At 64.3% G+C, this 20,548-nt stretch carries 21 protein-coding genes and 2 pseudogenes; 14 read left to right on the top strand and 9 right to left on the bottom strand.

The annotated features are described in order from the left end of the window. The first annotated feature begins 32 nt into the window (after window positions 1–32). From pheA to lapB, 7 genes are all read left to right on the top strand, one after another. Window positions 33–1,151 (top strand): prephenate dehydratase, encoded by a 1,119-nt coding sequence (gene pheA / locus ACYVHH_RS17820; protein ID WP_460566707.1) that lies wholly within the window; start codon window positions 33–35, stop codon window positions 1,149–1,151. Window positions 1,152–1,173: 22 nt separating this feature from the next. Further along, window positions 1,174–2,070, top strand: a complete 897-nt coding sequence (locus tag ACYVHH_RS17815) for a prephenate dehydrogenase (protein WP_460566705.1) — start codon at window positions 1,174–1,176, stop codon at window positions 2,068–2,070. 7 nt (window positions 2,071–2,077) lie between these two features. Further along, window positions 2,078–4,117 (top strand): bifunctional 3-phosphoshikimate 1-carboxyvinyltransferase/cytidylate kinase, encoded by a 2,040-nt coding sequence (locus ACYVHH_RS17810; protein WP_460566703.1) that lies wholly within the window; start codon window positions 2,078–2,080, stop codon window positions 4,115–4,117. 170 nt (window positions 4,118–4,287) lie between these two features. Further along, window positions 4,288–5,970 carry a 30S ribosomal protein S1 gene (gene rpsA, locus ACYVHH_RS17805; protein ID WP_460566701.1) on the top strand — a complete coding sequence of 561 codons (1,683 nt, stop codon included), beginning with the start codon at window positions 4,288–4,290 and terminating at the stop codon, window positions 5,968–5,970. A 73-nt stretch (window positions 5,971–6,043) separates the two neighbouring features. Next, window positions 6,044–6,352 carry an integration host factor subunit beta gene (locus tag ACYVHH_RS17800; protein ID WP_460566699.1) on the top strand — a complete coding sequence of 103 codons (309 nt, stop codon included), beginning with the start codon at window positions 6,044–6,046 and terminating at the stop codon, window positions 6,350–6,352. Between the two features lie 46 nt (window positions 6,353–6,398). Beyond that, window positions 6,399–6,686 (top strand): LapA family protein, encoded by a 288-nt coding sequence (locus tag ACYVHH_RS17795; protein ID WP_460566697.1) that lies wholly within the window; start codon window positions 6,399–6,401, stop codon window positions 6,684–6,686. Then, window positions 6,676–7,824, top strand: coding sequence for a lipopolysaccharide assembly protein LapB (lapB, locus tag ACYVHH_RS17790; RefSeq protein ID WP_460566695.1), 1,149 nt, complete (start codon window positions 6,676–6,678; stop codon window positions 7,822–7,824). The genes ACYVHH_RS17795 and lapB overlap by 11 nt, the downstream gene beginning before the upstream one ends. Before the next feature lie 86 nt (window positions 7,825–7,910). On the opposite strand, the gene rplS is transcribed toward lapB, so the two are convergent. From rplS to rpsP, 4 genes are all read right to left on the bottom strand, one after another. Continuing rightward, window positions 7,911–8,267 (bottom strand): 50S ribosomal protein L19, encoded by a 357-nt coding sequence (rplS, locus tag ACYVHH_RS17785; protein WP_460566693.1) that lies wholly within the window; start codon window positions 8,265–8,267, stop codon window positions 7,911–7,913. A 128-nt stretch (window positions 8,268–8,395) separates the two neighbouring features. Next, window positions 8,396–9,166 carry a tRNA (guanosine(37)-N1)-methyltransferase TrmD gene (gene trmD, locus ACYVHH_RS17780; RefSeq protein ID WP_460566691.1) on the bottom strand — a complete coding sequence of 257 codons (771 nt, stop codon included), beginning with the start codon at window positions 9,164–9,166 and terminating at the stop codon, window positions 8,396–8,398. A 37-nt stretch (window positions 9,167–9,203) separates the two neighbouring features. Beyond that, window positions 9,204–9,788, bottom strand: coding sequence for a ribosome maturation factor RimM (gene rimM / locus ACYVHH_RS17775; protein WP_460566689.1), 585 nt, complete (start codon window positions 9,786–9,788; stop codon window positions 9,204–9,206). Between the two features lie 17 nt (window positions 9,789–9,805). Then, a complete protein-coding gene (gene rpsP / locus ACYVHH_RS17770; RefSeq protein WP_460566687.1) occupies window positions 9,806–10,066 on the bottom strand; it encodes a 30S ribosomal protein S16 in 261 nt (86 codons plus the stop codon). A gap of 117 nt (window positions 10,067–10,183) precedes the next feature. Between rpsP and ACYVHH_RS17765 the strand changes: the two genes are divergently transcribed. Together ACYVHH_RS17765 and ACYVHH_RS17760 are read left to right on the top strand one after the other, a co-directional pair. Beyond that, window positions 10,184–10,723: a GNAT family N-acetyltransferase gene (locus ACYVHH_RS17765; protein WP_460566685.1), complete on the top strand. Its 540-nt coding sequence runs from the start codon at window positions 10,184–10,186 to the stop codon at window positions 10,721–10,723. A gap of 14 nt (window positions 10,724–10,737) precedes the next feature. Next, window positions 10,738–11,217, top strand: coding sequence for a TM2 domain-containing protein (locus ACYVHH_RS17760; protein WP_460566683.1), 480 nt, complete (start codon window positions 10,738–10,740; stop codon window positions 11,215–11,217). A gap of 6 nt (window positions 11,218–11,223) precedes the next feature. Here the strand turns inward: ACYVHH_RS17760 and ACYVHH_RS17755 are convergent, their stop codons facing one another. Continuing rightward, window positions 11,224–12,183: an AEC family transporter gene (locus ACYVHH_RS17755; RefSeq protein WP_460566681.1), complete on the bottom strand. Its 960-nt coding sequence runs from the start codon at window positions 12,181–12,183 to the stop codon at window positions 11,224–11,226. 28 nt (window positions 12,184–12,211) lie between these two features. Further along, complete coding sequence (gene msrA / locus ACYVHH_RS17750) at window positions 12,212–12,748, bottom strand: peptide-methionine (S)-S-oxide reductase MsrA (protein ID WP_460566679.1); 537 nt, start codon at window positions 12,746–12,748, stop codon at window positions 12,212–12,214. Window positions 12,749–12,787: 39 nt separating this feature from the next. Here msrA and ACYVHH_RS17745 point away from each other — a divergent pair, with 39 nt between their 5' ends. From ACYVHH_RS17745 to ACYVHH_RS17725, 5 genes are read left to right on the top strand one after another with little or no spacing between them, the layout of a single operon-like run. After that, window positions 12,788–14,281, top strand: coding sequence for a potassium/proton antiporter (locus ACYVHH_RS17745; protein WP_460566677.1), 1,494 nt, complete (start codon window positions 12,788–12,790; stop codon window positions 14,279–14,281). Window positions 14,282–14,304: 23 nt separating this feature from the next. Beyond that, on the top strand, window positions 14,305–14,973 hold the full coding sequence (locus tag ACYVHH_RS17740; RefSeq protein ID WP_460566675.1) for a TetR/AcrR family transcriptional regulator: 669 nt from the start codon (window positions 14,305–14,307) through the stop codon (window positions 14,971–14,973). Window positions 14,974–15,012: 39 nt separating this feature from the next. After that, entirely contained in the window at window positions 15,013–15,711 is a 699-nt protein-coding gene (locus ACYVHH_RS17735) for a protein-L-isoaspartate O-methyltransferase family protein (protein ID WP_460566673.1), read from the top strand. Window positions 15,712–15,725: 14 nt separating this feature from the next. Then, a complete protein-coding gene (locus ACYVHH_RS17730; protein ID WP_460566671.1) occupies window positions 15,726–16,076 on the top strand; it encodes a rhodanese-like domain-containing protein in 351 nt (116 codons plus the stop codon). 26 nt (window positions 16,077–16,102) lie between these two features. Next, window positions 16,103–17,449, top strand: coding sequence for a TolC family outer membrane protein (locus ACYVHH_RS17725; RefSeq protein WP_460566669.1), 1,347 nt, complete (start codon window positions 16,103–16,105; stop codon window positions 17,447–17,449). A gap of 18 nt (window positions 17,450–17,467) precedes the next feature. Here the strand turns inward: ACYVHH_RS17725 and ACYVHH_RS17720 are convergent. The 3 genes and pseudogenes from ACYVHH_RS17720 to ACYVHH_RS17710 form a co-directional block, all read right to left on the bottom strand. Continuing rightward, window positions 17,468–18,772: pseudogene (locus tag ACYVHH_RS17720) on the bottom strand (polysaccharide biosynthesis protein); the annotation flags it as partial. 56 nt (window positions 18,773–18,828) lie between these two features. Further along, a pseudogene (locus tag ACYVHH_RS17715) lies at window positions 18,829–19,401 on the bottom strand (oligosaccharide flippase family protein); the annotation flags it as partial. 45 nt (window positions 19,402–19,446) lie between these two features. Further along, on the bottom strand, window positions 19,447–20,541 hold the full coding sequence (locus tag ACYVHH_RS17710; protein ID WP_460566667.1) for a DegT/DnrJ/EryC1/StrS family aminotransferase: 1,095 nt from the start codon (window positions 20,539–20,541) through the stop codon (window positions 19,447–19,449). Between the last annotated feature and the right edge of the window lie 7 nt (window positions 20,542–20,548).

Here is a 20,548-nt window from a genome sequence, read left to right as displayed (position 1 = left end):
CGGGCCCGCCGCAGCCACGGAGACATTCCCACATGACCGACCCGAAACCGGCCCCCACAGGCCCCGTGCAGAGCGAGGCGCTGGGCGCGCTGCGCGTGCAGATCGACGCCATCGACCAGCAACTGCTGAGCCTGCTGAACCAACGTGCCCTGGTGGCCGAAAAGGTCGGCGAAATCAAGCGTGCCGAAGGCTCGCCCTTCTTCCGCCCGGACCGCGTGGCCCAGGTCATCGAGAAGATCCAGACCAACAACCAGGGCCCTTTGCTCAACCAGCACGTGGCCTCCATCTGGCGCGAGATCATGTCTGCCTGCCTGGCGCTGGAAGCACCGCAGCGCGTGGCCGTGCTGGGCCCGCAAGGCACCTTCTGCGAGCAGGCTGCCATCGAGTTCTTCGGCAGCGCCGCCAACCTCATCTACTGCGCCAACTTCGACGAGGTGTTCCACGCCACAGCTGCGGGCACCGCACAGTACGGCGTGGTGGGCATGGAGAACTCCACCGAAGGCGTGGTGGCGCGGTCGCTCGACCTGTTCCTGCGCTCGCCAGTGCACGTGGTCGGCGAGGTAAGCCTGCTGGTGCGCCACAACCTGCTGCGTCAGGTGAATTCGCTGGACGGCATTGAGGTCGTCATGGCGCACCCACAAGCCCTGGCCCAGTGCCAGGGATGGCTGTCCACCCACCTGCCCAACGCCGAGCGGCGAGCGGTGTCCAGCAACGCCGAAGGGGCGCGGCTGGCGGCCACCAACCCAGCCTGGGCCGGCATCGCCAGTGAACGTGCAGCGGCCCAGTTCGGCCTGCACATCGTCTCGCACGCCATCCAGGACGAGGCCTACAACCGCACCCGCTTTGCCATCATCTGCCTGCCGCAGACCATGGCCATGCCGCCCGCATCCGGCAAGGACTGCACCAGCCTGGTCGTCTCGGTGCCCAACCGCCCGGGCGCGGTGCACGACCTGCTGGTGCCGCTCAAGAACCATGGCGTGTCCATGACGCGCTTCGAATCCCGCCCGGCCAAGTCCGGGCAGTGGGAGTACTACTTCTACATCGACATTGCGGGCCACCCGTCTCAGCCGCACGTGGCCACCGCGCTCAAGGAACTGCAAAGCCTGTGCGCCTACTACAAGATCCTGGGTGCCTACCCGGTGACCGACTGACCCCGGCACGGAGCACTGGCAGATGTTCGAACAACTCGGTCTGATCGGCTGCGGCCTGATGGGCGGCTCCTTCGCCCTGGCGCTCAAACAGGCCGGACTGGTCAAGCGCGTGGCGGGCTACAGCAAGTCGCCCAGCACCATGCAGCGCGCCCGCGAACTGGGCGTTATTGACGTGGAAGCGCCTTCCGCGCTGTTGGCTGTGTCCGGCGCCGACATCGTGCTGCTGGCCGTCCCTGTGGCGGCCACGGAAGACACTTTCAAGGCGATGCGGCACCTGGTTGGCCCGCAGACGCTGGTGATGGATGTGGGCTCCACCAAGACCGACGTGGTGGCCGCCGCGCGCCGGGCGTTGAAGGAACAGTTGGCCGGGTTCGTGCCCGCGCACCCCATCGCGGGCAAGGAGCGCGCCGGCGTCGATCACGCCGAAGCCACGTTGTACCGTGGGCGGCAGGTCATTCTCACGCCGCTGCCCGAAACCGCTGCCGAACAAGTGGAAAGGGCACGCCAGGTCTGGACGGCCCTGGGCAGCCAGGTGCGCCTGATGAGCCCCGAGGCCCATGACGCCGCCTACGCCACGGTCAGCCACCTGCCCCATTTGCTGGCTTTCGCTGCCATGAACGCCATCGAAGGGCAACCACAGGCCCGCGAGTTCCTGGAACTGGCAGGCCCCGGTTTCCGCGACTTCACCCGCATCGCCGCCAGCGACCCCAGCGTCTGGCGCGACATCCTGATGGCCAACCAGGCCGAAGTGCTGCGCCAGTCCGAGCACTTCCGCGCGGCGCTCGACGCACTGCAGGCCGCCATGCGCTCCGGCAACGCCGAGGCCTTGCGCTCACTGATCCAGCGCGCGAGCGACGCCCGCGCCCAATGGCAACTCCCTGGGGCCGCACCGGCCTGCCAGACACCGCCCGCCCTCTGAATTCCTCATGTACGCGATTCCCTTCCTCGACCTCCCCCCCCTGCGCAGCGCCGGTGGCACCGTCACCCTGCCGGGCTCCAAGAGCATTTCCAACCGCGTGCTTCTGCTGGCCGCGTTGAGCGAAGGTGAAACCACCATTCACGACCTGCTGGACTCGGACGACACCCGCGTCATGCTGGCCGCACTCGACACGCTGGGCTGCCAGGTGGAACGCCTGGGCGGCCAGAGCGTGAAGGTGCGTGGCCTGGGCGGCCAGTTGCCAGTGCGCAACGCCAAGCTGTTCCTGGGCAACGCGGGCACGGCCATGCGCCCGCTAACTGCAGCGTTGGCCCTGCTGGCCTCCACGCACGGCGGCGACTTTGAACTCAGCGGCATCGCGCGCATGCACGAGCGCCCCATCGGCGACTTGGTAGACGCCTTGCGCCAACTGGGCTGCCCGGTACAGTGCCTGGGCAACGAAGGCTACCCGCCCCTGCGCCTGGGCCACGGCAACCCAATGGCGCTGAAGCTCGGTGAAGCCATCCGCGTGCGCGGCGATGTCTCCAGCCAGTTCCTCACCGCACTGCTGCTGGCCTTGCCGCTCGTCGCGCAGAACGATGTCGTCATCGAAGTGGTGGGCGAACTCATCTCCAAACCCTACATCGAGATCACCCTGCAATTGCTGCAGCGCTTTGGCGTGACCGTGCAGCGCGATGGCTGGCAGCGCTTCACCATTCCCGCTGGCAGCCGCTACCGTTCGCCCGGCAGCATCCATGTGGAAGGCGACGCGTCCTCCGCCAGCTACTTCATCGCACTCGGCGCGCTGGCACCCGCCAGCGCCGGGCAAGACGGCATCACCATCCAAGGTGTGGGCCTGTCGTCCATCCAGGGCGACATCCGCTTCGTGGAAGCCGCGCAAGCGATGGGGGCCGTGGTCACAGGCAGCGCCAACCAGTTGCACATCCGCCGTGGGGCGTGGCCGCTCAAGGCCATCGATCTGGACTGCAACCACATACCCGACGCGGCCATGACCCTGGCCGTCATGGCGCTATATGCCGACGGCACCACCACCCTGCGCAACATTGCCAGCTGGCGCGTGAAGGAAACCGATCGCATTGCCGCCATGGCCTGCGAACTGCGCAAGCTGGGCGCCACGGTAGAGGAAGGGCCGGACTACATCCGCGTCTCCCCGCCGCAGGCCTGGAAAGCCGCCAGCATCCACACCTACGACGACCACCGCGTGGCCATGTGCTTCTCGCTGGCCACGTTCAACCCCGCGCGGGTGCCCGTGCGCATCGAAGACCCGAAGTGCGTCGCCAAGACCTTCCCGGACTACTTCGAAACGCTCTTCAGCGTCTGCCAGGCGGAGGCCAGCGACATCCCCGTCATCTGCATCGACGGCCCCACCGCGTCGGGCAAGGGGACGCTGGCCACTGAAGTGGCTGCCGCCCTCGGCTACGGCCTGCTCGACTCTGGCGTGCTGTACCGCTTGGTGGGCCTGGCCGCCGAGCGCGCAGGCATTGCCACCGACGCCGCGTCCCTTGCACAACCCCAAACCGCCAGCCGTCTGGGAGAACTCGCAGCCACGCTGCCCGTGAGCTTTGCTGCGGGCAAGGTGCTGCTGCAAGACGAAGACGTTAGCGACGCCGTTCGCACCGAAGCCGCAGGCATGGCGGCATCGCGCGTCTCTGCCCTGCCACAGGTGCGCCAGGCATTGCTTGACCTGCAGCACCGCTTCCGCGCCCTGCCCGGTCTGGTGGCTGACGGGCGCGACATGGGCACCGTCATCTTCCCCGGCGCACCGCTCAAGGTGTTCCTGACGGCCAGCGCCGAAAAGCGGGCCGACCGCCGCCATAAGCAGTTGATTTCCAAGGGAATCCCTGCTAAACTTGCAGACCTTTTGGCTGACCTCAAGGCACGCGACGAGCGCGACATGTCACGCAAGGACGCTCCCCTGAAGCCAGCCGAAGACGCCTTCCAGCTGGACAACTCCGAGCAAACCATCGAGCAATCGGTGCAGCAGGTGTTGGACTGGTGGCAGGCCAAGCGCCCCTTCCGGGGGGTGTGAACCAGAAACCTCCCGCAAGGGAGGCCGGCCCCGAAGGCCCCGCCGGGTGTTCTGTCACCCGCAGGCTCCAGGGTTCTCAACCTGCAACCCGCCTCGCCGCCAGGTGATGCGTCTTTGTACATGCCACGCGCTCTCAACCATTCAGCCGGGTGCGTGGCCTAGGAAACTACATGTCTGAATCTTTTGCCGCCCTGTTTGAAGAATCGCTGAAGCGCGCCGAAATGCGCCCGGGCGAGGTCATCACCGCCGAAGTCGTTCGCGTCGAGCACAACCACGTGGTGGTCAACGCCGGCCTGAAGTCCGAAGCCTACGTGCCCATCAGCGAATTCAAGAACGACCAGGGCGAACTCGAAGTCCAAGTGGGTGACTTCGTGTCCGTGGCCGTGGAAGCCGTGGAGAACGGCTACGGCGACACCATCCTGTCCCGCGACAAGGCCAAGCGCCTTGCATCCTGGATGGCCCTGGAAAAGGCCCTGGAATCCGGCGATTTCGTCACCGGCACCACCGGCGCCAAGGTCAAGGGCGGCCTCAAGGTCATGGTCAACGGCATCAGCGCGTTCCTGCCCGGTTCGCTGGTCGACAGCCGTCCCACCAAGGACCTCACGCCTTACGAGAACAAGACCCTGGAATTCAAGGTCATCAAGCTGGACCGCAAGCGCAACAACGTGGTGCTGAGCCGCCGCGCCGTGGTCGAAGCTTCCATGGGCGAAGAGCGCGCCAAGCTGCTGGAAACCCTGAAAGAAGGCGCCATCGTTACCGGCGTGGTCAAGAACATCACCGAATACGGTGCGTTCGTGGACCTGGGCGGCATCGACGGTCTGCTGCACATCACCGACATGGCATGGCGCCGTGTGCGTCACCCCTCCGAGGTGGTGCAGGCTGGCCAGGAAGTCACCGCCAAGGTCCTCAAGTTCGACGCCGAGAAGCAGCGCGTCAGCCTGGGCCTCAAGCAAATGGGTGACGATCCCTGGATGGGCGTGGCTCGCCGCTACCCCTCCGGCACCCGCATGTTCGGCAAGGTCACCAACATCGCCGACTACGGCGCGTTCGTGGAACTGGAACCCGGCATCGAAGGTCTGGTGCACGTGTCCGAAATGGACTGGACCAACAAGAACGTGGCCCCCAACAAGATCGTGTCGCTGGGCGACGAGGTCGAAGTCATGGTCCTGGAAATCGACGAAGACAAGCGTCGCATCTCCCTGGGCATGAAGCAGTGCAAGGCCAACCCGTGGCACGAGTTCGCCGAGCAGACCAAGCGCGGCGACAAGGTCAAGGGCCCCATCAAGTCCATCACCGACTTCGGCGTGTTCGTGGGTCTGGCTGCCGGTATCGACGGCCTGGTGCACCTGTCCGACCTGTCCTGGAACGAAACCGGCGAAGCCGCCGTTCGCAACTACAAGAAGGGCCAGGAAGTTGAAGCCGTGGTGCTGGGCGTGGACGTCGAGCGCGAGCGCATCAGCCTGGGCATCAAGCAGCTGGATTCCGACCCCTTCACCACCTTCGTGTCGATCAACGACAAGGGCGCCACCGTTACCGGCAAGGTCAAGACCGTCGACGCCAAGGGTGCCGAGATCGACCTGGGCGAAGACGTCATCGGCTACCTGCGCGCTTCGGAAATCTCCCGCGACCGCGTGGAAGACGCCCGCAACGTGCTGAAGGAAGGCGATGAAGTGACCGCCGTGGTGGTGAACGTGGATCGCAAGACCCGCAACATCCAGCTGTCGATCAAGGCCAAGGACGCCGCTGACCAGCAAGAAGCCATGGCTACCCTGAGCCAGTCTTCTGGCAACGCTGGCACCACCAGCCTGGGCGCCCTGCTGCGTGCCAAGCTGGACAACAGCAACAACGGTTAATTCTTAACCCTTGCACTGGGGCCCGGTGCTGTTCAAGCGTCGGGCCCTTTTCACGTTCCAAGCATTCAGCAACATGACACGCAGCGATCTCGTCGAAGCTCTCGCGGCCCAGTTCAGCCAACTGGGGCAGCGCGATGCCGAACTGGCCGTCAAGGCCATCCTGGAAGCCATGTCCGAAGCCTTGGTTCAGGGGCAGCGAATCGAGATACGCGGCTTCGGCAGCTTCTCGGTCAACCACCGCCCCGCGCGCATGGGACGCAATCCGCGCTCGGGCGAAAGTGTCGCCATTCCTGAAAAGCGCGTCCCGCACTTCAAACCAGGCAAAGCCCTGCGCGAGCAGGTGGACGCCCACACGCCACGGGCGCTGGGGCAAGGCGCCTGACACGCGGCCTTCGCCGCTACAATCCTTCCACCACCTGGGGGATTGTGTGAAGTACCTCTCGTGGCTGCTCAAGGCAGCCATTTTTTTTACCCTGTTCGCTTTCGCCCTGAACAACCAGGAGGCGGTACAGGTCAACCTGTTCTTCGGAGCACACTGGCAAGCGCCTTTGGTGCTGGTGCTTCTGATCGCCCTGGCGCTGGGTGTCTTCCTGGGCATCGCGGTGATGCTGCCCATCTGGCTACGTGCAAAGCGCGCTCATGCCCCATCCAGGCAGGCCAACCCAGCCGTGGCATCCACAGCCCCCAACGACGACACCCCTCCGCATGGAATTTGATTTTGCCTGGCTGCTCTGGGCATTGCCCGTGGCATTTGCCCTGGGCTGGGTAGCCTCCCGCTTCGACCTGCGCCAATGGCGCCTTGAAGGCCGACAGGCGCCCCGCGCCTATTTTCGCGGTCTGAACCACCTGCTCAACGAACAGCAGGACCAGGCGATCGACGCCTTCATTGAAGCCGTACAGAACGACCCCGACACGTCCGAATTGCACTTTGCCCTGGGCAACCTGTTTCGCAGGCGCGGCGACTACGACCGCGCCGTCAGGGTGCACGAGCACCTGCTCCAGCGAGGCGACCTTTCCGGCAAGGACCGAGACCGAGCGCAGCACGCGCTGGCGCAAGACTTCCTCAAGGCCGGGTTGCTGGACCGGGCCGAGAACGCCTTGCGCAAGCTGGAGGGCACAGCCTTTGAAGCAGAAGCCCGGCTGTCCTTGCTGGCCATCTACGAACGTTCGCGTGATTGGGAACAGGCGGCCAACACAGCGTCGCACCTTGAGGGCCAGGAGCATGGGTCCTTTGAACTCAGGCAGGCCCACTACCGCTGCGAACAAGCCGAGGCCTGGCGCCGCCAGGGCAAGACCGCCGAAGCGCTGACCCTGCTGGAGGCTCTGGTCACTCGCACCCCCTCTTCCGCCCGGGGATGGATCGCCCTGGCGGACATGCGTCAGTCCCTTGGCAATACCGAAGGGGCGCTGCAAGCCCTGGAGGAACTGTCCCGCAGGGTACCGTCACACCTGCCGCTCGTGGCACACAGCCTGACCCAATGGTCGCGCCTGTGCCACCAGACAGAACGGGCGCGCGCCATCCTTGAGGCGTATCGGGCGTCACACCCCATTTCGCTGGACATCACACAGGCGTTGGCCAGCTTGCAGGACGATGCCGCCCAAGGTCGGCAGCTCTACATCGAGCACCTTCGCAGCGAACCTTCCCTGGTGGCAGCATCCCTCTGGCTGGCCGGAGAGCATTTCGGCAACGCCGACCAGGAGCAACTGGTCAAGACAGCGCTCGAGCGCTCATCGGAGCCCCTCAAGCGCTACCGCTGCGCCGCGTGCGGTTTCGAAGCACGCCAGTACTTCTGGCACTGCCCGGGCTGCCAGAGCTGGGACAGCTACCCGCCCAAACGCGTCGAGGAGCTCTGACCCCACGCCATGCCCCGCAAAGCAATGCGCGGGGGAATAAAAAAACGCCTCGCAAGGAGGCGTTTTTCTTGGCTGAAGCCGGCAGCTTACGCGCCCAGCTTTTCCTTGATGCGGGCAGACTTGCCGCTGCGCTCACGCAGGTAGTACAGCTTGGCACGACGCACATCACCACGGCGCTTGACCTCGATCTTGGCGATCAGGGGGCTGTACAGGGGGAACGTACGCTCCACGCCTTCGCCGTTGGAGATCTTGCGCACGATGAAGCTGGAGTTCAGGCCACGGTTGCGCTTGGCAATCACCACGCCTTCGTAGGCCTGCACGCGCTTGCGGTTGCCTTCGATGACGTTCACGCTGACGATCACGGTATCGCCGGGCGCGAATGCGGGGATTTCCTTGTTCAGGCGAGCAATTTCTTCTTGCTCAAGGGTTTGGATCAGGTTCATGGTTTCCTTGAATCTCGATCATGGCTGCGCTGCACAAAAGGCCTGGATTTCAAGGCGCCAACCTGGGCGCACCCGATCAAGGCGGCCAGCCAGAGGATCGAAAGCCCGCCATTATAGCGCGCGGCCAGTCAACCCTTCAAGTGCTCGCGCAACCAGCGCTCGTCCTGCGGCGCAAGCCCGCCCGCCCGGCGCACTTCAGCCAGCACGTCAGGCCGCAACTTTGCCGTCGCCAGCAGCCGCTGCTGTCGCCGCCAGGCCTCGATATGGCCGTGGTGCCCCGACAGCAACACCGGCGGCACGCCTGCCTCACCCGCAGGGCCTTCCCATACCTCGGGTCGCGTGTAATGCGGGCAATCCAGCAAGCCGTCCAGCGCGGGGTTAAAGCTGTCCTGCTGGTGGCTGCCCTCGTCGTTCAGCACACCAGGCTGCAGGCGTGTCACGGCATCCAGCAAGGCCAGCGCCGCAATCTCTCCGCCAGACAGAACAAAGTCACCCAGGCTGATCTGCACGTCCACGCACGCGTCGATGAAGCGCTGATCCAGCCCCTCGTAGCGCCCGCACACCAGAATGGCCCCGGCAGCGTGGGCAAAGCGCTCCACCACGGGGTGCGCCAGACGCTCACCCAAGGGAGAAAACAGCACCGTTGGCGCCAGCTCGGTCTCAGCGCGATCGTCACGGATGGCTTGCCAGCAACGGAACAGCGGCTCGGCCATCATCACCATGCCAGGGCCGCCACCAAAAGGCCTGTCATCGACCCGGCGGTACATGCCCTGCGCGAAATCGCGCGGGTTCCACAGTTTCACCTGCACCTGCCCAGACTCGAAGGCGCGCCGCGTGACCCCCTGGGTCAGGAAAGGCCCGAACAGCTCGGGAAACAGGGTGATGACATCAAAACGCATGTGCGGCGCCCTCGTTCGCTTGGCGGGGCCCGGCGCTTCAATAGTCGGGCTGCCAGTCCACGGTGATGCGCTTGCCCGGCACATCCACGTGGTCCACGTAGACCGACACAAAGGGGATCATCCGCTCCAGCGTCTTGTCGCCTTCGGTGTATTCCAGGCACAGCACGGAATGCGGGCCCGTGGGCAGCAGGTCGCGCACTACACCCAGGTGCACACCTTCGCGGTTCACCACGTCCAGGCCGATCAGATCGACCCAGTAATATTCATCAGGGCCACTGGGGGCCGGAAAATCAGCGCGCGAAACAAAGATGCGTGCACCCTTGAGCGCTTCGGCGGCGTTGCGGTCAGCCACCGGCTCCAGCCGGGCAACCATGCCGTCGGCATGAGCCTTGACCTCTGCCGCGACCAAGGCCACGCTGCCCGTGAAGGCATCGAAACCACGGGCATAACGCCCTTGCGGCGGAGCAAGGTACCAGCGTTTGACTTGAAAGAGCACCTCGGGGTCGGCACTGTGCGAATGCACACGCACCCACCCCTTGATGCCCCAGGCTTCCTGCACCCGGCCCACCTCTACCGCGTCAAGCGGCAAAGGCGCTGGTTCCAGGCCGGGCACGGCAGCCATGCGAGCAGTCAGCCCGTTCAGGCAGCAGCCGGGGCAGCCTTGGCGGCCTGCTTGATCAGGCGATCAACGGTCTCGGAAGGCTGTGCACCCACGCCCATCCAGTAGGTCAGGCGGTCCTGGGCAATGCGCAGGGGCTCTTCACCACCCTTGGCCAGGGGGTTGTAGAAGCCGATGCGCTCGATGAAGCGGCCGTCGCGGCGGTTGCGCTTGTCTGCAACAACGATGTTGTAGAACGGACGGGCCTTGGCGCCGCCGCGGGAGAGTCGAATGACGACCATGATTTATCCTTCGGGTGGTACTACAAAGTTTCGCAACGCCTGAGACACACGACTGACCACCCGGCCAGCGAAACGTTGCAAAGCTTTTCATTATAACCAGACCACCCCCTTCCTGTCATGATCCTCATCCGCCCCAGTGCAGACGCCGACGTTGCGGCCATCACCAGCATCTACGCCCACCATGTGCTGCACGGCACCGGCACCTTTGAAACCGAACCTCCGTCCGAGGCCGACATGGCCGCCCGCCGTGCCGACGTCCTCTCCAAAGGGCTGCCCTACCTGGTGGCCGAGGAGCACGGGGCGGTGATCGGCTTCGCCTACGGCAACTGGTTCAAGCCACGCGCCGCCTACCGCTATTCGGTGGAGGACTCCATCTACCTGGCGCCCGGCCAGCAGGGCAAGGGGCTTGGGCGGGCGCTGCTGAGCGAGTTCCTGGCCCGCTGCGAAGCGGTGGGCGTGCGCAAGGTCATGGCTGTGATCGGCGACTCTGCCAACGCCGGATCGGTGGGCCTGCACCGTTCACTGGGCTTTCAGAATGTGGGCGTGGTCAAATCCTGCGGCTGGAAGTTCGGGCGCTGGCTGGACATCGTGCTGATGGACAAAAGCATCGGGCCGGGCGACAGCACCGAGCCGGGCGCGGAACTTTCCGGCGATTGAACACACTGCCACGCATGGACACCACCACCGCATTGCCGCGCACCCGCGCGAAGAACAAGACCATCGCCGCCTGGCTCGCCTTCCTGGGTGGACCCCTGGGGCTGCACCGCCTCTACCTTTACGGGCCAGGCGACCTGTGGGCCTGGCTGCACCCCATTCCAACGGCCATCGGCCTGTGGGGCATAGAGCGGGTAAACACCCTGGGGCAGGACGATCAACTGTCCTGGGTGCTGCTGCCCATCCTCGGTTTCTTCATCGCGTACACCTGCCTCACGGCCATCCTCTACGCGCTCACCGACAAGGAACGCTGGAACGCCCGCCACAACCCTGGTCTGGCGGCTGACGCCAAACCCGGCCACACCAACTGGTTCACCATCGGTGCCGTGGTGTTCGCCCTCATGTTCGGCGCCATCGCCCTGATGTCCGGCGTGGTGTTCAGCTTCCAGCGCTATTTCGAGTATCAGGTGCAGGAAGGGCTGAAGATCAGCCAGTGAAGCCGCTCAAGCCCCCAGCCAGGACATGATGACCATGAGCAGGCTGAGGGTGAACAGCGACATCACCGTGGACACCCCCATGGACGCGGTGGTCAGGTCCTGCACCACGTTGTAGCGCTGGGCAAACAGGAACACATTGGCCCCAATGGGCAGGCCAGCGGCCACCACCATCACCGTCAGCGGCAACCCAGTGATGCCAAAGGCCCAGGCGCTCAGCCCCACCAGCAAGGGCAACACCAGGTTCTTCGACAACGTCACCACCAGGGCAGGCCGCCAGTGCCCGGCCATGGGGGTGCGCGCCAGGCTCACCCCCACCAGCACGAGCGACAGCGGCCCGAAAGCGTTGCCCAGCAACTGCAGCGGCTTGTCCACCACCCCGGGCAGCGTCCAGCCCGACTGCGCAAAGAGCAGGCCACTCAAGATGGGCAACGGAATCGGGTGGATCAGCGACCCTTTGAACGCGGACCACGCCGTGGCCAGCACGTGGGGCGCCTCGCCGCCACTCGCTCGTGCCGCACGGGCAGCCGCAAGTTCCAGGACGATCGACCCCACCGTGAGCAGGATGAGGGCGTGCACCGACACCAGTGTCAGCAGGGTCACCACACCCGCCTGCCCGTAAGCCAGACCGATGAGGGTGATGCCGATCATCACCATGTTCGAGAACACGCCCGCCAGCCCCAGCACCACGCTGCGGCAGTTGAAGCCGCGCCAGACCATGGACGCCGCCAGCAGCGCCAGCGCCGCCAGGAAATAGGCTGCCAGCGGCCGCAGATCCAGCTGCTCCACGTGCACATTGCTCATGGTGCGGAACAGCAACGCGGGAATCAGCAGCAGGAAGACCAGGTTGGAGAGGTCCCTCACCGCGTCTGCGCGAATCCAATCGCGCCGCCCGGCAGCGAAGCCGACGGCAATCAGAAGGAACACCGGGGTCAGGGAAACGAATACGGGATGGCTGGCGAAGTTCACCCGCCGATCTTAGCGGCGAGTCCGTGCGTCACCGCACCCACTGCGTGAAGACCTTCTTCAGCTTCGCCACCTTGGGGGCGGCCACGGCCAGGCAGTAACCCTGGTAGGGATTCTTCTCGAAGTAGTCCTGGTGGTATTCCTCGGCGGGGTGGTAATTGCTCAGGGGCAGCACCTCGGTCACCAGCGGCGCGCCGTAGCCCCCATCGGCCTCCAGCTCCGCCATCACCTCCCTGGCCACAGCCTCCTGCGCCGGGTCTGTCCAGTAAATGCCGCTGCGGTACTGCGTTCCCACGTCGTGGCCCTGCCGGTTCAGGGTGGTGGGGTCGTGCACCGCAAAGAAAATCTGCAGCAGTTGCCGCAACCCGATCACCTCGGGGTCGTAGGTCAGCCGCACCACCTCCACGTGCCCCGTGGCGCCGGTGCACACGTCCTCATAACTGGGATTGGGGTGCTGGCCGTTGCAGTAGCCAGACTCCACATCCACCACGCCCTTGACCCGCACGAACACTGCCTCCGTGCACCAGAAACAGCCGCCACCCAGGCCCACCACTTGCATGCCATTCATCGTCAGACTCCAACGCTTTTGTGCTAGGTTCGGTACACGATGATGCCATCTCTAGACTTCATGGCCATTCCCCTTCTTACCGCCGCGGGATTGGTGTTGCTCAGCCTGCTGGCCGGCCTGTTTTCGGCGCGGCTGGGGTTTTCGTTCCTGCTCGTCTTCCTGTTTGCGGGCATGCTTCTGGGGCAGGATGGCCCCGGCGGTGTTGAGTTCAACGACTTCAGGCTGAGCTTCTGGGTAGGCAACGTGGCGCTGGCCGTCATCTTGCTCGATGGTGGCCTGCGCACACAGTTCACCACCTTTCGCACGGGACTCAAACCCGCACTGTGGCTGGCCACGCTAGGGGTTGTGCTGTGCGCAGGCGCCACGGGTGTAGCCGCGCACTGGCTGCTGGACCTCAGCTGGCCTCTGGCACTGCTGCTGGGTGCCATTGTTGGCTCCACCGATGCCGCGGCCGTGTTCGCCTTGCTCAAGTCCTCTGGCGTCAGGCTCAATGAACGGGTGGCCGCCACACTGGAAATTGAATCGGGCATGAACGACCCGATGGCCGTGTACCTCACGCTGGCGCTCATCGGCTGGGCGCTGGCCAGCACCACCACCTTGCCCGCCCCTACGTGGCAGGAAACGGTCATCAACCTCGCACTGCAGTTCGGCTGGGGCACGCTGCTTGGGGTTGGCTGTGGCGCCGGGTTTGCGGCACTGCTCCACAAGCTCACGCCGTGGCTCGACGCCGGGGGCGGTGCACGGGCGCTGCTCATCCTGTCTGCTGGCATGAGTGTTTTCGCGCTCACCACCTGGCTGGGTGGCTCGGGCTTCCTGGCGGTCTATGTGTTCGGCGTGGTCACGGGCAACCGCGCGTCGCAGAACGTGGCACCAGCCATGTCGGCCATGGACGGTTTTGCGTGGCTTTCACAGGCTGGCATGTTCCTGCTGCTGGGTCTGCTGGTCACGCCCACCGACGCTCTGCGCACGCTGTGGCCCGCGCTGGGCGTTGCCGCTGTGCTGATGCTGGTGGCGCGGCCCCTGACGGTCTGGCTCTGCCTCAAACCCTTGCGCTTCACCGGCAAGGAAATCACTTTCATTTCCTGGGTCGGCCTGCGGGGGGCTGTGCCCATTGTCCTGGCCGTTTTCCCGGTCATGGCGGGTGTTGATGGTGCCAAGACCTACTTCAACGTCGCCTTCGTGGTGGTGCTCGCCTCACTGCTGCTGCAGGGCTCCACCATCGCCTGGAGTGCACGCCGCACCCAGGTTGCGCTGCCCGATGCCGACGATGTGGCCAAGGCCCGGACCATCTTCGGGGATTTCGAAGTGCCGGGACACACGCCTCTGGCGGACCTGTGCGCCTTCTATGGGCTGCCCCTGGCCGACGGCACCAGCGGGCAGACCGTTGCCCAATGGCTGCAAGCCTGCCTGCTGCGCCCCGCCGTGGAAGGTGACCACGCCAGCCTGGGGCACGCGGAATTCAGTGTCCGGCAGGTAGACAACGGCCAAATTACCCGAGTGGGTATACGGTTAAGCCATTCGGAGTTACATTAATAACCCGCCGGTCATTAATTTACATGGAAACCCCCTCCCTCACCGCCAAACGCGCCCGACGCAAGGAAGCCCGCCCCGGCGAGTTGCTGGACGCCGCGCTCGACCTGTTCGTTGAAAAAGGCTACGCCGCCACCCGCGTGGAGGAGGTGGCGCGCCGCGCTGGCGTTTCCAAGGGCACGCTGTTCCTGTACTTCCCCAGCAAAGAGGAGTTGTTCAAGGCCGTGGTGCGCCAGAACCTTTCTGGTCTTTTCACGGAATGGCAGGCCGAATTCGAAGGATTCACCGGCACCACTGAAGAGATGGTGCGCTACTGCCTTCATCAATGGTGGCAACGGCTGGGGGCAACCCGGCTGTCGGGCATCACCAAACTGGTCATGACGGAGGCGGCGCACTTCCCGGAAATCGCCGCCTTCTACGAACAAGAGGTCATCCTCCCCGGCAACCTGCTGCTCAAGCGCATCCTGCAACGGGGCATCGCCCGGGGGGAATTCCGCCCCATCGACCTGGATTACGGCATCTACGCCCTCATCTCGCCAATGATGTTCCTGATGCTCTGGAAACACTCCATGGCCCCCTGCGTTGCCAGCACCCAGCCCATCGACCCCGAAACCTTCATTGAAACGCAGGCCCAGCTGGTTCTGGGTGGCCTGCTGCAGGCCGGCTCCGCGAATGCACTCCCCGCCGTTAAGTAAAATGATCAAGAATCGGCTAATATACCCACCGGAGTATTTATGAGCACTGGCACCCCCTCCTTCGACTTCGAGAAGGCCCGCTTCAACATGATTGAGCAGCAGATCCGCCCCTGGGAGGTGCTGGATCCTGACGTGCTTGCACTGCTGGGCGAACTCAAGCGCGAGCAGTTTGTGCCCGCCGCCTACGAGAGCATGGCCCTGGCCGACATGGAAATTCCCCTGGCGACCCCGGCCCGCGAAGGCCAGTGCATGCTCGCCCCCAAGGTGGAAGCACGTGCGCTGCAAGACCTGGCCCTGCAACCCACCGACAACGTGCTCGAAATCGGCACGGGCTCTGGCTACATGGCCGCGCTGATGTCCAAGCTGTGTGCCCGCGTGCTCACGATGGAAATCGACCCCGCGCTGGCACGCCAGGCACGCGACAACCTGCAACGTGCAGGCATTTCCAACGTGGACGTCCGGGAAGCCGACGCCGCCGCTCACCGCTTTGCAGCCTGCGCCAGTGCCGCGCCTTACGACGCCATCATCCTCAGCGGCTCGGTGGCCGAGGTGCCTGCCGACCTGCTGGAACTCCTCAAGACTGGCGGCCGCTTGTGGGCGGTGGTGGGCCAGGAGCCAGTCATGCGCGCCACCATCGTGCGCCGCGTTGGCCCCGCCACGTTCCATACCGAACAGCCCTGGGACACCGTGGCCGCCCGGCTGCAGAACGTGCCCGAGCCCACCCGCTTCCAGTTCTGAGCCTGGAGCCTGACGTGATTCAAAGCATCCGCCCCGCCCAACTGGCCGACTGGCTGCAACAGTGCAAGAGCGAAGGCGCTCAGGGCCTGCCTCTGGTGCTGGACGTGCGCGAGCCCTGGGAGGTGCAGACCGCTTGCGTGAAGGCGCAGGGCTTCGAGCTGGTGCACATGCCCATGAGCAGCATTCCCGCACGCCTGAACGAACTGCCCCGCGACCAGCACATTGCCTGCCTGTGTCACCACGGCGGCCGCAGTGCCCAGGTGGCCTACTTCCTCAAGAACCAGGGGTACGACAACGTGGTGAATATCCACGGCGGTATCGATGCCTGGTCGCATGAAGTGGACCCGTCTGTTCCGCGTTACTGACTCACTACTCTCACTCAGGCCCCACCATGACAAAACGCCACGCTTCCTATGCTCCCACGTTCCAGCGCCACGCCCTGGCCTTGGCTGCCGTGGCGTCATTCTTGGCAATGCCTGCTCAGGCACAGAACCTGCAAAGCCTGTACGAAGCTGCCAAAGCCTACGACGCCACCTACCTGTCGGCCCGCGCCCAGTACGAGGCCGACCAGGCCAAGGCTGAACAGGCGTATGCAGGTGTGCGCCCTAACGTGGCACTGACGGCCGGGGCCAACTGGTCCAGCATAGACAGCGACGTGGCAGGCTTTGACCGCACCCGCAATGCCCAAAGCGCGGCACTTGCGGCCAGCCAGCCGCTGTACCGTCCGGCCAACCGGCTGGCCGTGGAACAGGCCCAAAAGTCGCTGCAGGCGGCCGAGGCGCAGCTGCAAAACGCCGAACAGACCCTCATCGTGCGGCTGGCGGATGCCTACTTCAACGTGCTGGCTGCAGAAGACAACCTGACCTTCGTCAAGGCCCAGAAAGCGGCCGTGGAACAGCAATTGGCTGCCGCCAAGCGCAATTTCGAAGTGGGCACCAGCACCATCACCGACACGCGCGAAGCGCAGGCCCAGTTCGACCTGGTGATAGCCCGCGAAATTGCCGCCGAAAACGACCTGCGCGTGAAGAAGCTTGCTCTGGACCAGCTCGTAGGCCGTGGCGGCACCACCCCGTGGCGCCTGGTGCCAGGCAAGGAGCTGCCCGCGCTTCAACCGACCGATCTGGACGTGTGGACCCGCCGCGCAGAGACCGAACACCCGTTGGTACGCCAGGCCAGCACGGGACTGGAAATCGCCCAACTGGAAACCCGCAAAGCCGAGGCTGCCAAGGGCCCAACCGTAGACGCCACGGCCCAGTACCAGATGGCGCGCGGCGCAGGGTCGTCCCCCCCCTTCCCCTACGCCCGCAACAACACTGCCACGGTGGGGGTGCAGTTCAACCTGCCGCTGTACACGGGCGGCGCGGTGCAGAACCGCATTGCAGAAACCCTTGCCCTGCAGGAAAAGGCCCGCACCGATCTGGAAGCCGCCAAGCGCGGCACTGCGCAAGCCACGCGCACGGCCTATTTTGGCGTTGTGTCGGGCATGGGGCAGGTCAAGGCGCTGGAGGCAGCCGAGGCTTCCAGCCAAAGCGCCCTGGAAGCCAACCAAGTGGGCTACCAGGTGGGCGTGCGCATCAACATCGACGTGTTGAATGCCCAAAGCCAACTGTTCCAGACCAAAGCCAACCTGGCCAAAGCCCGGTACGACGTGCTGGTGGGCAACCTGCGGCTCAAACAGGCCAGCGGGGCGCTGGGGGCAGAAGACCTGAAGCCGATTGACGAGTTGTTGGCGCCTTGAGTTTGCATGCAGGGGCGTTCAGCCCCCCAGATTGACGGCTTTCGCCTCGGCTTCTTGCGCCAAGTAAACCCAGTCAACGATCTCGCCATTCGGCACATAACCGGCAACCAGCTGCTGCAGCATTTGCCGGATGACACCGATGTCGTTGACATTCAAGGCCATGTCCAGAGCCTGCAACCTTGGCTCCAGCTCTGCCCAGGGCAAGAGCTCCTCATGGGCCTTCATGATCCTTGAGTGATTGGTCGGCTTCGGATTGTCGCCAATCAGCAGTTCTTCGTAGAGCTTTTCGCCCGGACGCAAGCCGGTGATTTCAATCTCGATGTCGCCGTCCGGGTGATCTTCGTCGCGCACCGTCAACCCAGACAACTCCACCATGCGCCGCGCCAGGTCCATGATCCTGACCGATTCCCCCATGTCCAACACAAACACGTCGCCGCCTTTGGCCATCGCGCCCGCCTGAATCACCAACTGTGCAGCTTCGGGAATGGTCATGAAGTAGCGGGTGATTTCCGGATGGGTCAGTGTGATGGGGCCGCCATCACGGATCTGCTGTCGGAACCGGGGAACCACCGAGCCCGACGACCCAAGCACGTTTCCAAAGCGAACCATTGTGAATTTGGTGCCAGGCTCATTCGCAGCCAATGCTTGCAACACCATCTCTGCAAGCCGTTTGCTGGCTCCCATGATATTGGTCGGCCGAACCGCTTTGTCTGTGCTGATGAGCACAAAGTCGGTCACACCATTTTCCATGGCAGCACGGGCCGTGTTCAGCGTGCCCAGCACGTTGTTCTTCACACCCTCTGCCGGGTTATGTTCCACCAAAGGCACGTGCTTGTATGCGGCAGCGTGGTAAACCGTTTCGGGCCGCCAGGTGGACATGATTTCGTGCATCCGGTCGACGTCTTGTACCGACGCCAACAGCGGCACCAGCTTCACTGCGCCGCCTGCCAACTTTTCTTCCAACTCCTGGTGAATGCCATACAGCGCAAACTCGCTCTGCTCGATCAATAGCAAGGTTGAGGGGCCCACACTCAAAATCTGGCGGCACAGTTCACTGCCTATGGAGCCACCCGCGCCGGTAACCATGACGACCTTACCCAGAATGTTCCGGGCCAACAGAATGTGGTTCGGCGCCACGGGCTCACGGCCCAGCAGGTCGTCAATGTCCAGCTCCTGCAGGTCCGACACACTCACTCGCCCCTGCGCCAGGTCAGACAGACTGGGCAAGGTGCGCACCGTTGCCCGAGCACTGGTAATCTGGCTGAGGATTTCGTTGCGGCGCTTGCGACCAATACTGGGCATGGCCAACAGAATGGTACGTACGGCACATTCCAAACTCTCAAGCGCAGCAGCCCATCACGATACAGCAGACACACGGCCACCAGGGCTGACACGCAGATCGCCAGGGCGATAGCCAGAATCCGTCCATCGGCCCCCATTCGCCACACCACTACGGCGACCAGAGAAAGCACAACCGCAAGACCACTATGGGCCGTCTGCAGCACGGCATAACGCACCGCCTCGCCTTTGACCTGCCACTGACTTAGGCGAATCTGCACCAAAACCGTGGCAGTCGCCACAGCCACCGCCACAACGGCCCAACGCAGATCGAGCCCAAGCCATTCGTCGATCAAACCCTGCAATACCACCACGCCGAGCAGGGCCAGCAGGCTGCTGACCAAGGTGATCTGGAGACAGACGCCGATGAAATCGCGCAACTGGTGTGTACTGGAATCCAAGTCGTAGTACTTGCGAGCAATCGAGCCGACCACGCCGAAACCGACCACCGCCCCCAGACCGGCCACCAGTGCCTGGAACATCGCCACCATACCGTACTCCGTCGGACCAAGAAAGCGCGTCAGTACCGGCAGCAGCGCAAATGGCATGGAAGCACTGGCGAGGTTTGCCAGGAGGTAGATCGCCGAACTGGAGAACAAAGACTTGATGGACATGGACGAACGGCACCGGCATTTACACTGGACCGAATCAAAAAGGGGCTAGCTCTTCGCCACTGCGACTTGAAGCGCAGCCACGATCCGCTCCTGGTCGCGCCGCGCGAGCACTGGGTGCATGGGCAGACTAAGGACAACCCGGGATAACTCGTCACCAACAGGTAGCCGCACGGACGCGTCGGCAACCGCAGGCTGTTTGTTCAGGGGAATGGGGTAGTGGACCGCCGTGGGAATCCCCGCCTCGGCCAGATGCTTCTGTACCGCCTCGCGGGTCGGTACGCGCACGGTGTACTGCGCCCAGGCGCTGACGTTGTGCGGCTCGACCACCGGCATCGTCTTCAGTCCGATGCTGCCTAGCAGGCTGGCGTAACCCGCAGCGACCTCCTGGCGTTGCGCCAGCTCCTCGTCCAACACAGCAAGCTTGGGCAACAGGATTGCGGCCTGCAGCGTGTCAAGCCGGCTGTTCACCCCCACGCGCACATGGTGGTAGCGCCGGTCCTGCCCGTGGCGCGCGATCTGGCGCATGACCTTGGCCAACTCGTCATCACTCGTGAAGACGGCACCACCATCACCGTAACAGCCGAGAGGCTTGCTCGGGAAAAAGCTGGTGCAGGCAATGGTGCTGAGATTGCAGCTCTTGCGCCCCTTGTAGCTGGCACCAAAACTCTGCGCGGCGTCCTCGATCACGGGAATACCGTGGCGCGCCGCGATGGCGTTGATGGCGTCAAAGTCGGCGCACTGCCCGTACAGGCTAACCGGGATGATGGCTCGGGTAGCGGGTGTGATGGCCGCTTCCAGCAGGGCCGGATCGAGGTTGTAGGTACGAGCATCGATGTCCACGTAGACTGGCTTGGCGCCCAACAAGGCCACGGTCTCGGCCGTGGCGATGTAGGTGAAGCCTGGGGTGATGACTTCATCTCCCGGCCCCACGCCCAAGGCCATCAGCGCAATCTGCAATGCGTCGGTTCCGTTGGCCACGCTGATGCAGTGCTTGGCGCCAGTGTAGGCCGCCAGCCTCTCTTCCAGCTCGGCCACTTCAGGCCCGAGGATGTACTGGCCGTGCTCCAGTACGCGCTGGATCGCCGCATCTATCTGGGGTTTGAGCCGTTGGTATTGGCTCTTGAGGTCGATGAATTCCATGGGCTCT

The sequence above is a fragment of the Hydrogenophaga aquatica genome, assembly GCF_054780915.1.
The sequence above is the reverse complement of the archived record's forward strand: the minus strand, read 5'-3'. Positions and strand labels throughout refer to the sequence as shown.

What these genes read in the sequence shown, in the direction of transcription:
- ACYVHH_RS17710 (WP_460566667.1), bottom strand. Translation starts at nt 20,541, where the DNA reads ATGGAATTCATCGACCTCAAGAGCCAATACCAACGGCTCAAACCCCAG.
- ACYVHH_RS17810 (WP_460566703.1), top strand. Translation starts at nt 2,078, where the DNA reads ATGTACGCGATTCCCTTCCTCGACCTCCCCCCCCTGCGCAGCGCCGGT.
- ACYVHH_RS17800 (WP_460566699.1), top strand. Translation starts at nt 6,044, where the DNA reads ATGACACGCAGCGATCTCGTCGAAGCTCTCGCGGCCCAGTTCAGCCAA.
- lapB (WP_460566695.1), top strand. Translation starts at nt 6,676, where the DNA reads ATGGAATTTGATTTTGCCTGGCTGCTCTGGGCATTGCCCGTGGCATTT.
- ACYVHH_RS17765 (WP_460566685.1), top strand. Translation starts at nt 10,184, where the DNA reads ATGATCCTCATCCGCCCCAGTGCAGACGCCGACGTTGCGGCCATCACC.
- rimM (WP_460566689.1), bottom strand. Translation starts at nt 9,788, where the DNA reads ATGGCTGCCGTGCCCGGCCTGGAACCAGCGCCTTTGCCGCTTGACGCG.
- ACYVHH_RS17725 (WP_460566669.1), top strand. Translation starts at nt 16,103, where the DNA reads ATGACAAAACGCCACGCTTCCTATGCTCCCACGTTCCAGCGCCACGCC.
- ACYVHH_RS17745 (WP_460566677.1), top strand. Translation starts at nt 12,788, where the DNA reads ATGATGCCATCTCTAGACTTCATGGCCATTCCCCTTCTTACCGCCGCG.
- msrA (WP_460566679.1), bottom strand. Translation starts at nt 12,748, where the DNA reads ATGAATGGCATGCAAGTGGTGGGCCTGGGTGGCGGCTGTTTCTGGTGC.
- ACYVHH_RS17760 (WP_460566683.1), top strand. Translation starts at nt 10,738, where the DNA reads ATGGACACCACCACCGCATTGCCGCGCACCCGCGCGAAGAACAAGACC.
- ACYVHH_RS17815 (WP_460566705.1), top strand. Translation starts at nt 1,174, where the DNA reads ATGTTCGAACAACTCGGTCTGATCGGCTGCGGCCTGATGGGCGGCTCC.
- ACYVHH_RS17740 (WP_460566675.1), top strand. Translation starts at nt 14,305, where the DNA reads ATGGAAACCCCCTCCCTCACCGCCAAACGCGCCCGACGCAAGGAAGCC.
- rplS (WP_460566693.1), bottom strand. Translation starts at nt 8,267, where the DNA reads ATGAACCTGATCCAAACCCTTGAGCAAGAAGAAATTGCTCGCCTGAAC.
- rpsA (WP_460566701.1), top strand. Translation starts at nt 4,288, where the DNA reads ATGTCTGAATCTTTTGCCGCCCTGTTTGAAGAATCGCTGAAGCGCGCC.
- rpsP (WP_460566687.1), bottom strand. Translation starts at nt 10,066, where the DNA reads ATGGTCGTCATTCGACTCTCCCGCGGCGGCGCCAAGGCCCGTCCGTTC.
- pheA (WP_460566707.1), top strand. Translation starts at nt 33, where the DNA reads ATGACCGACCCGAAACCGGCCCCCACAGGCCCCGTGCAGAGCGAGGCG.
- ACYVHH_RS17735 (WP_460566673.1), top strand. Translation starts at nt 15,013, where the DNA reads ATGAGCACTGGCACCCCCTCCTTCGACTTCGAGAAGGCCCGCTTCAAC.
- trmD (WP_460566691.1), bottom strand. Translation starts at nt 9,166, where the DNA reads ATGCGTTTTGATGTCATCACCCTGTTTCCCGAGCTGTTCGGGCCTTTC.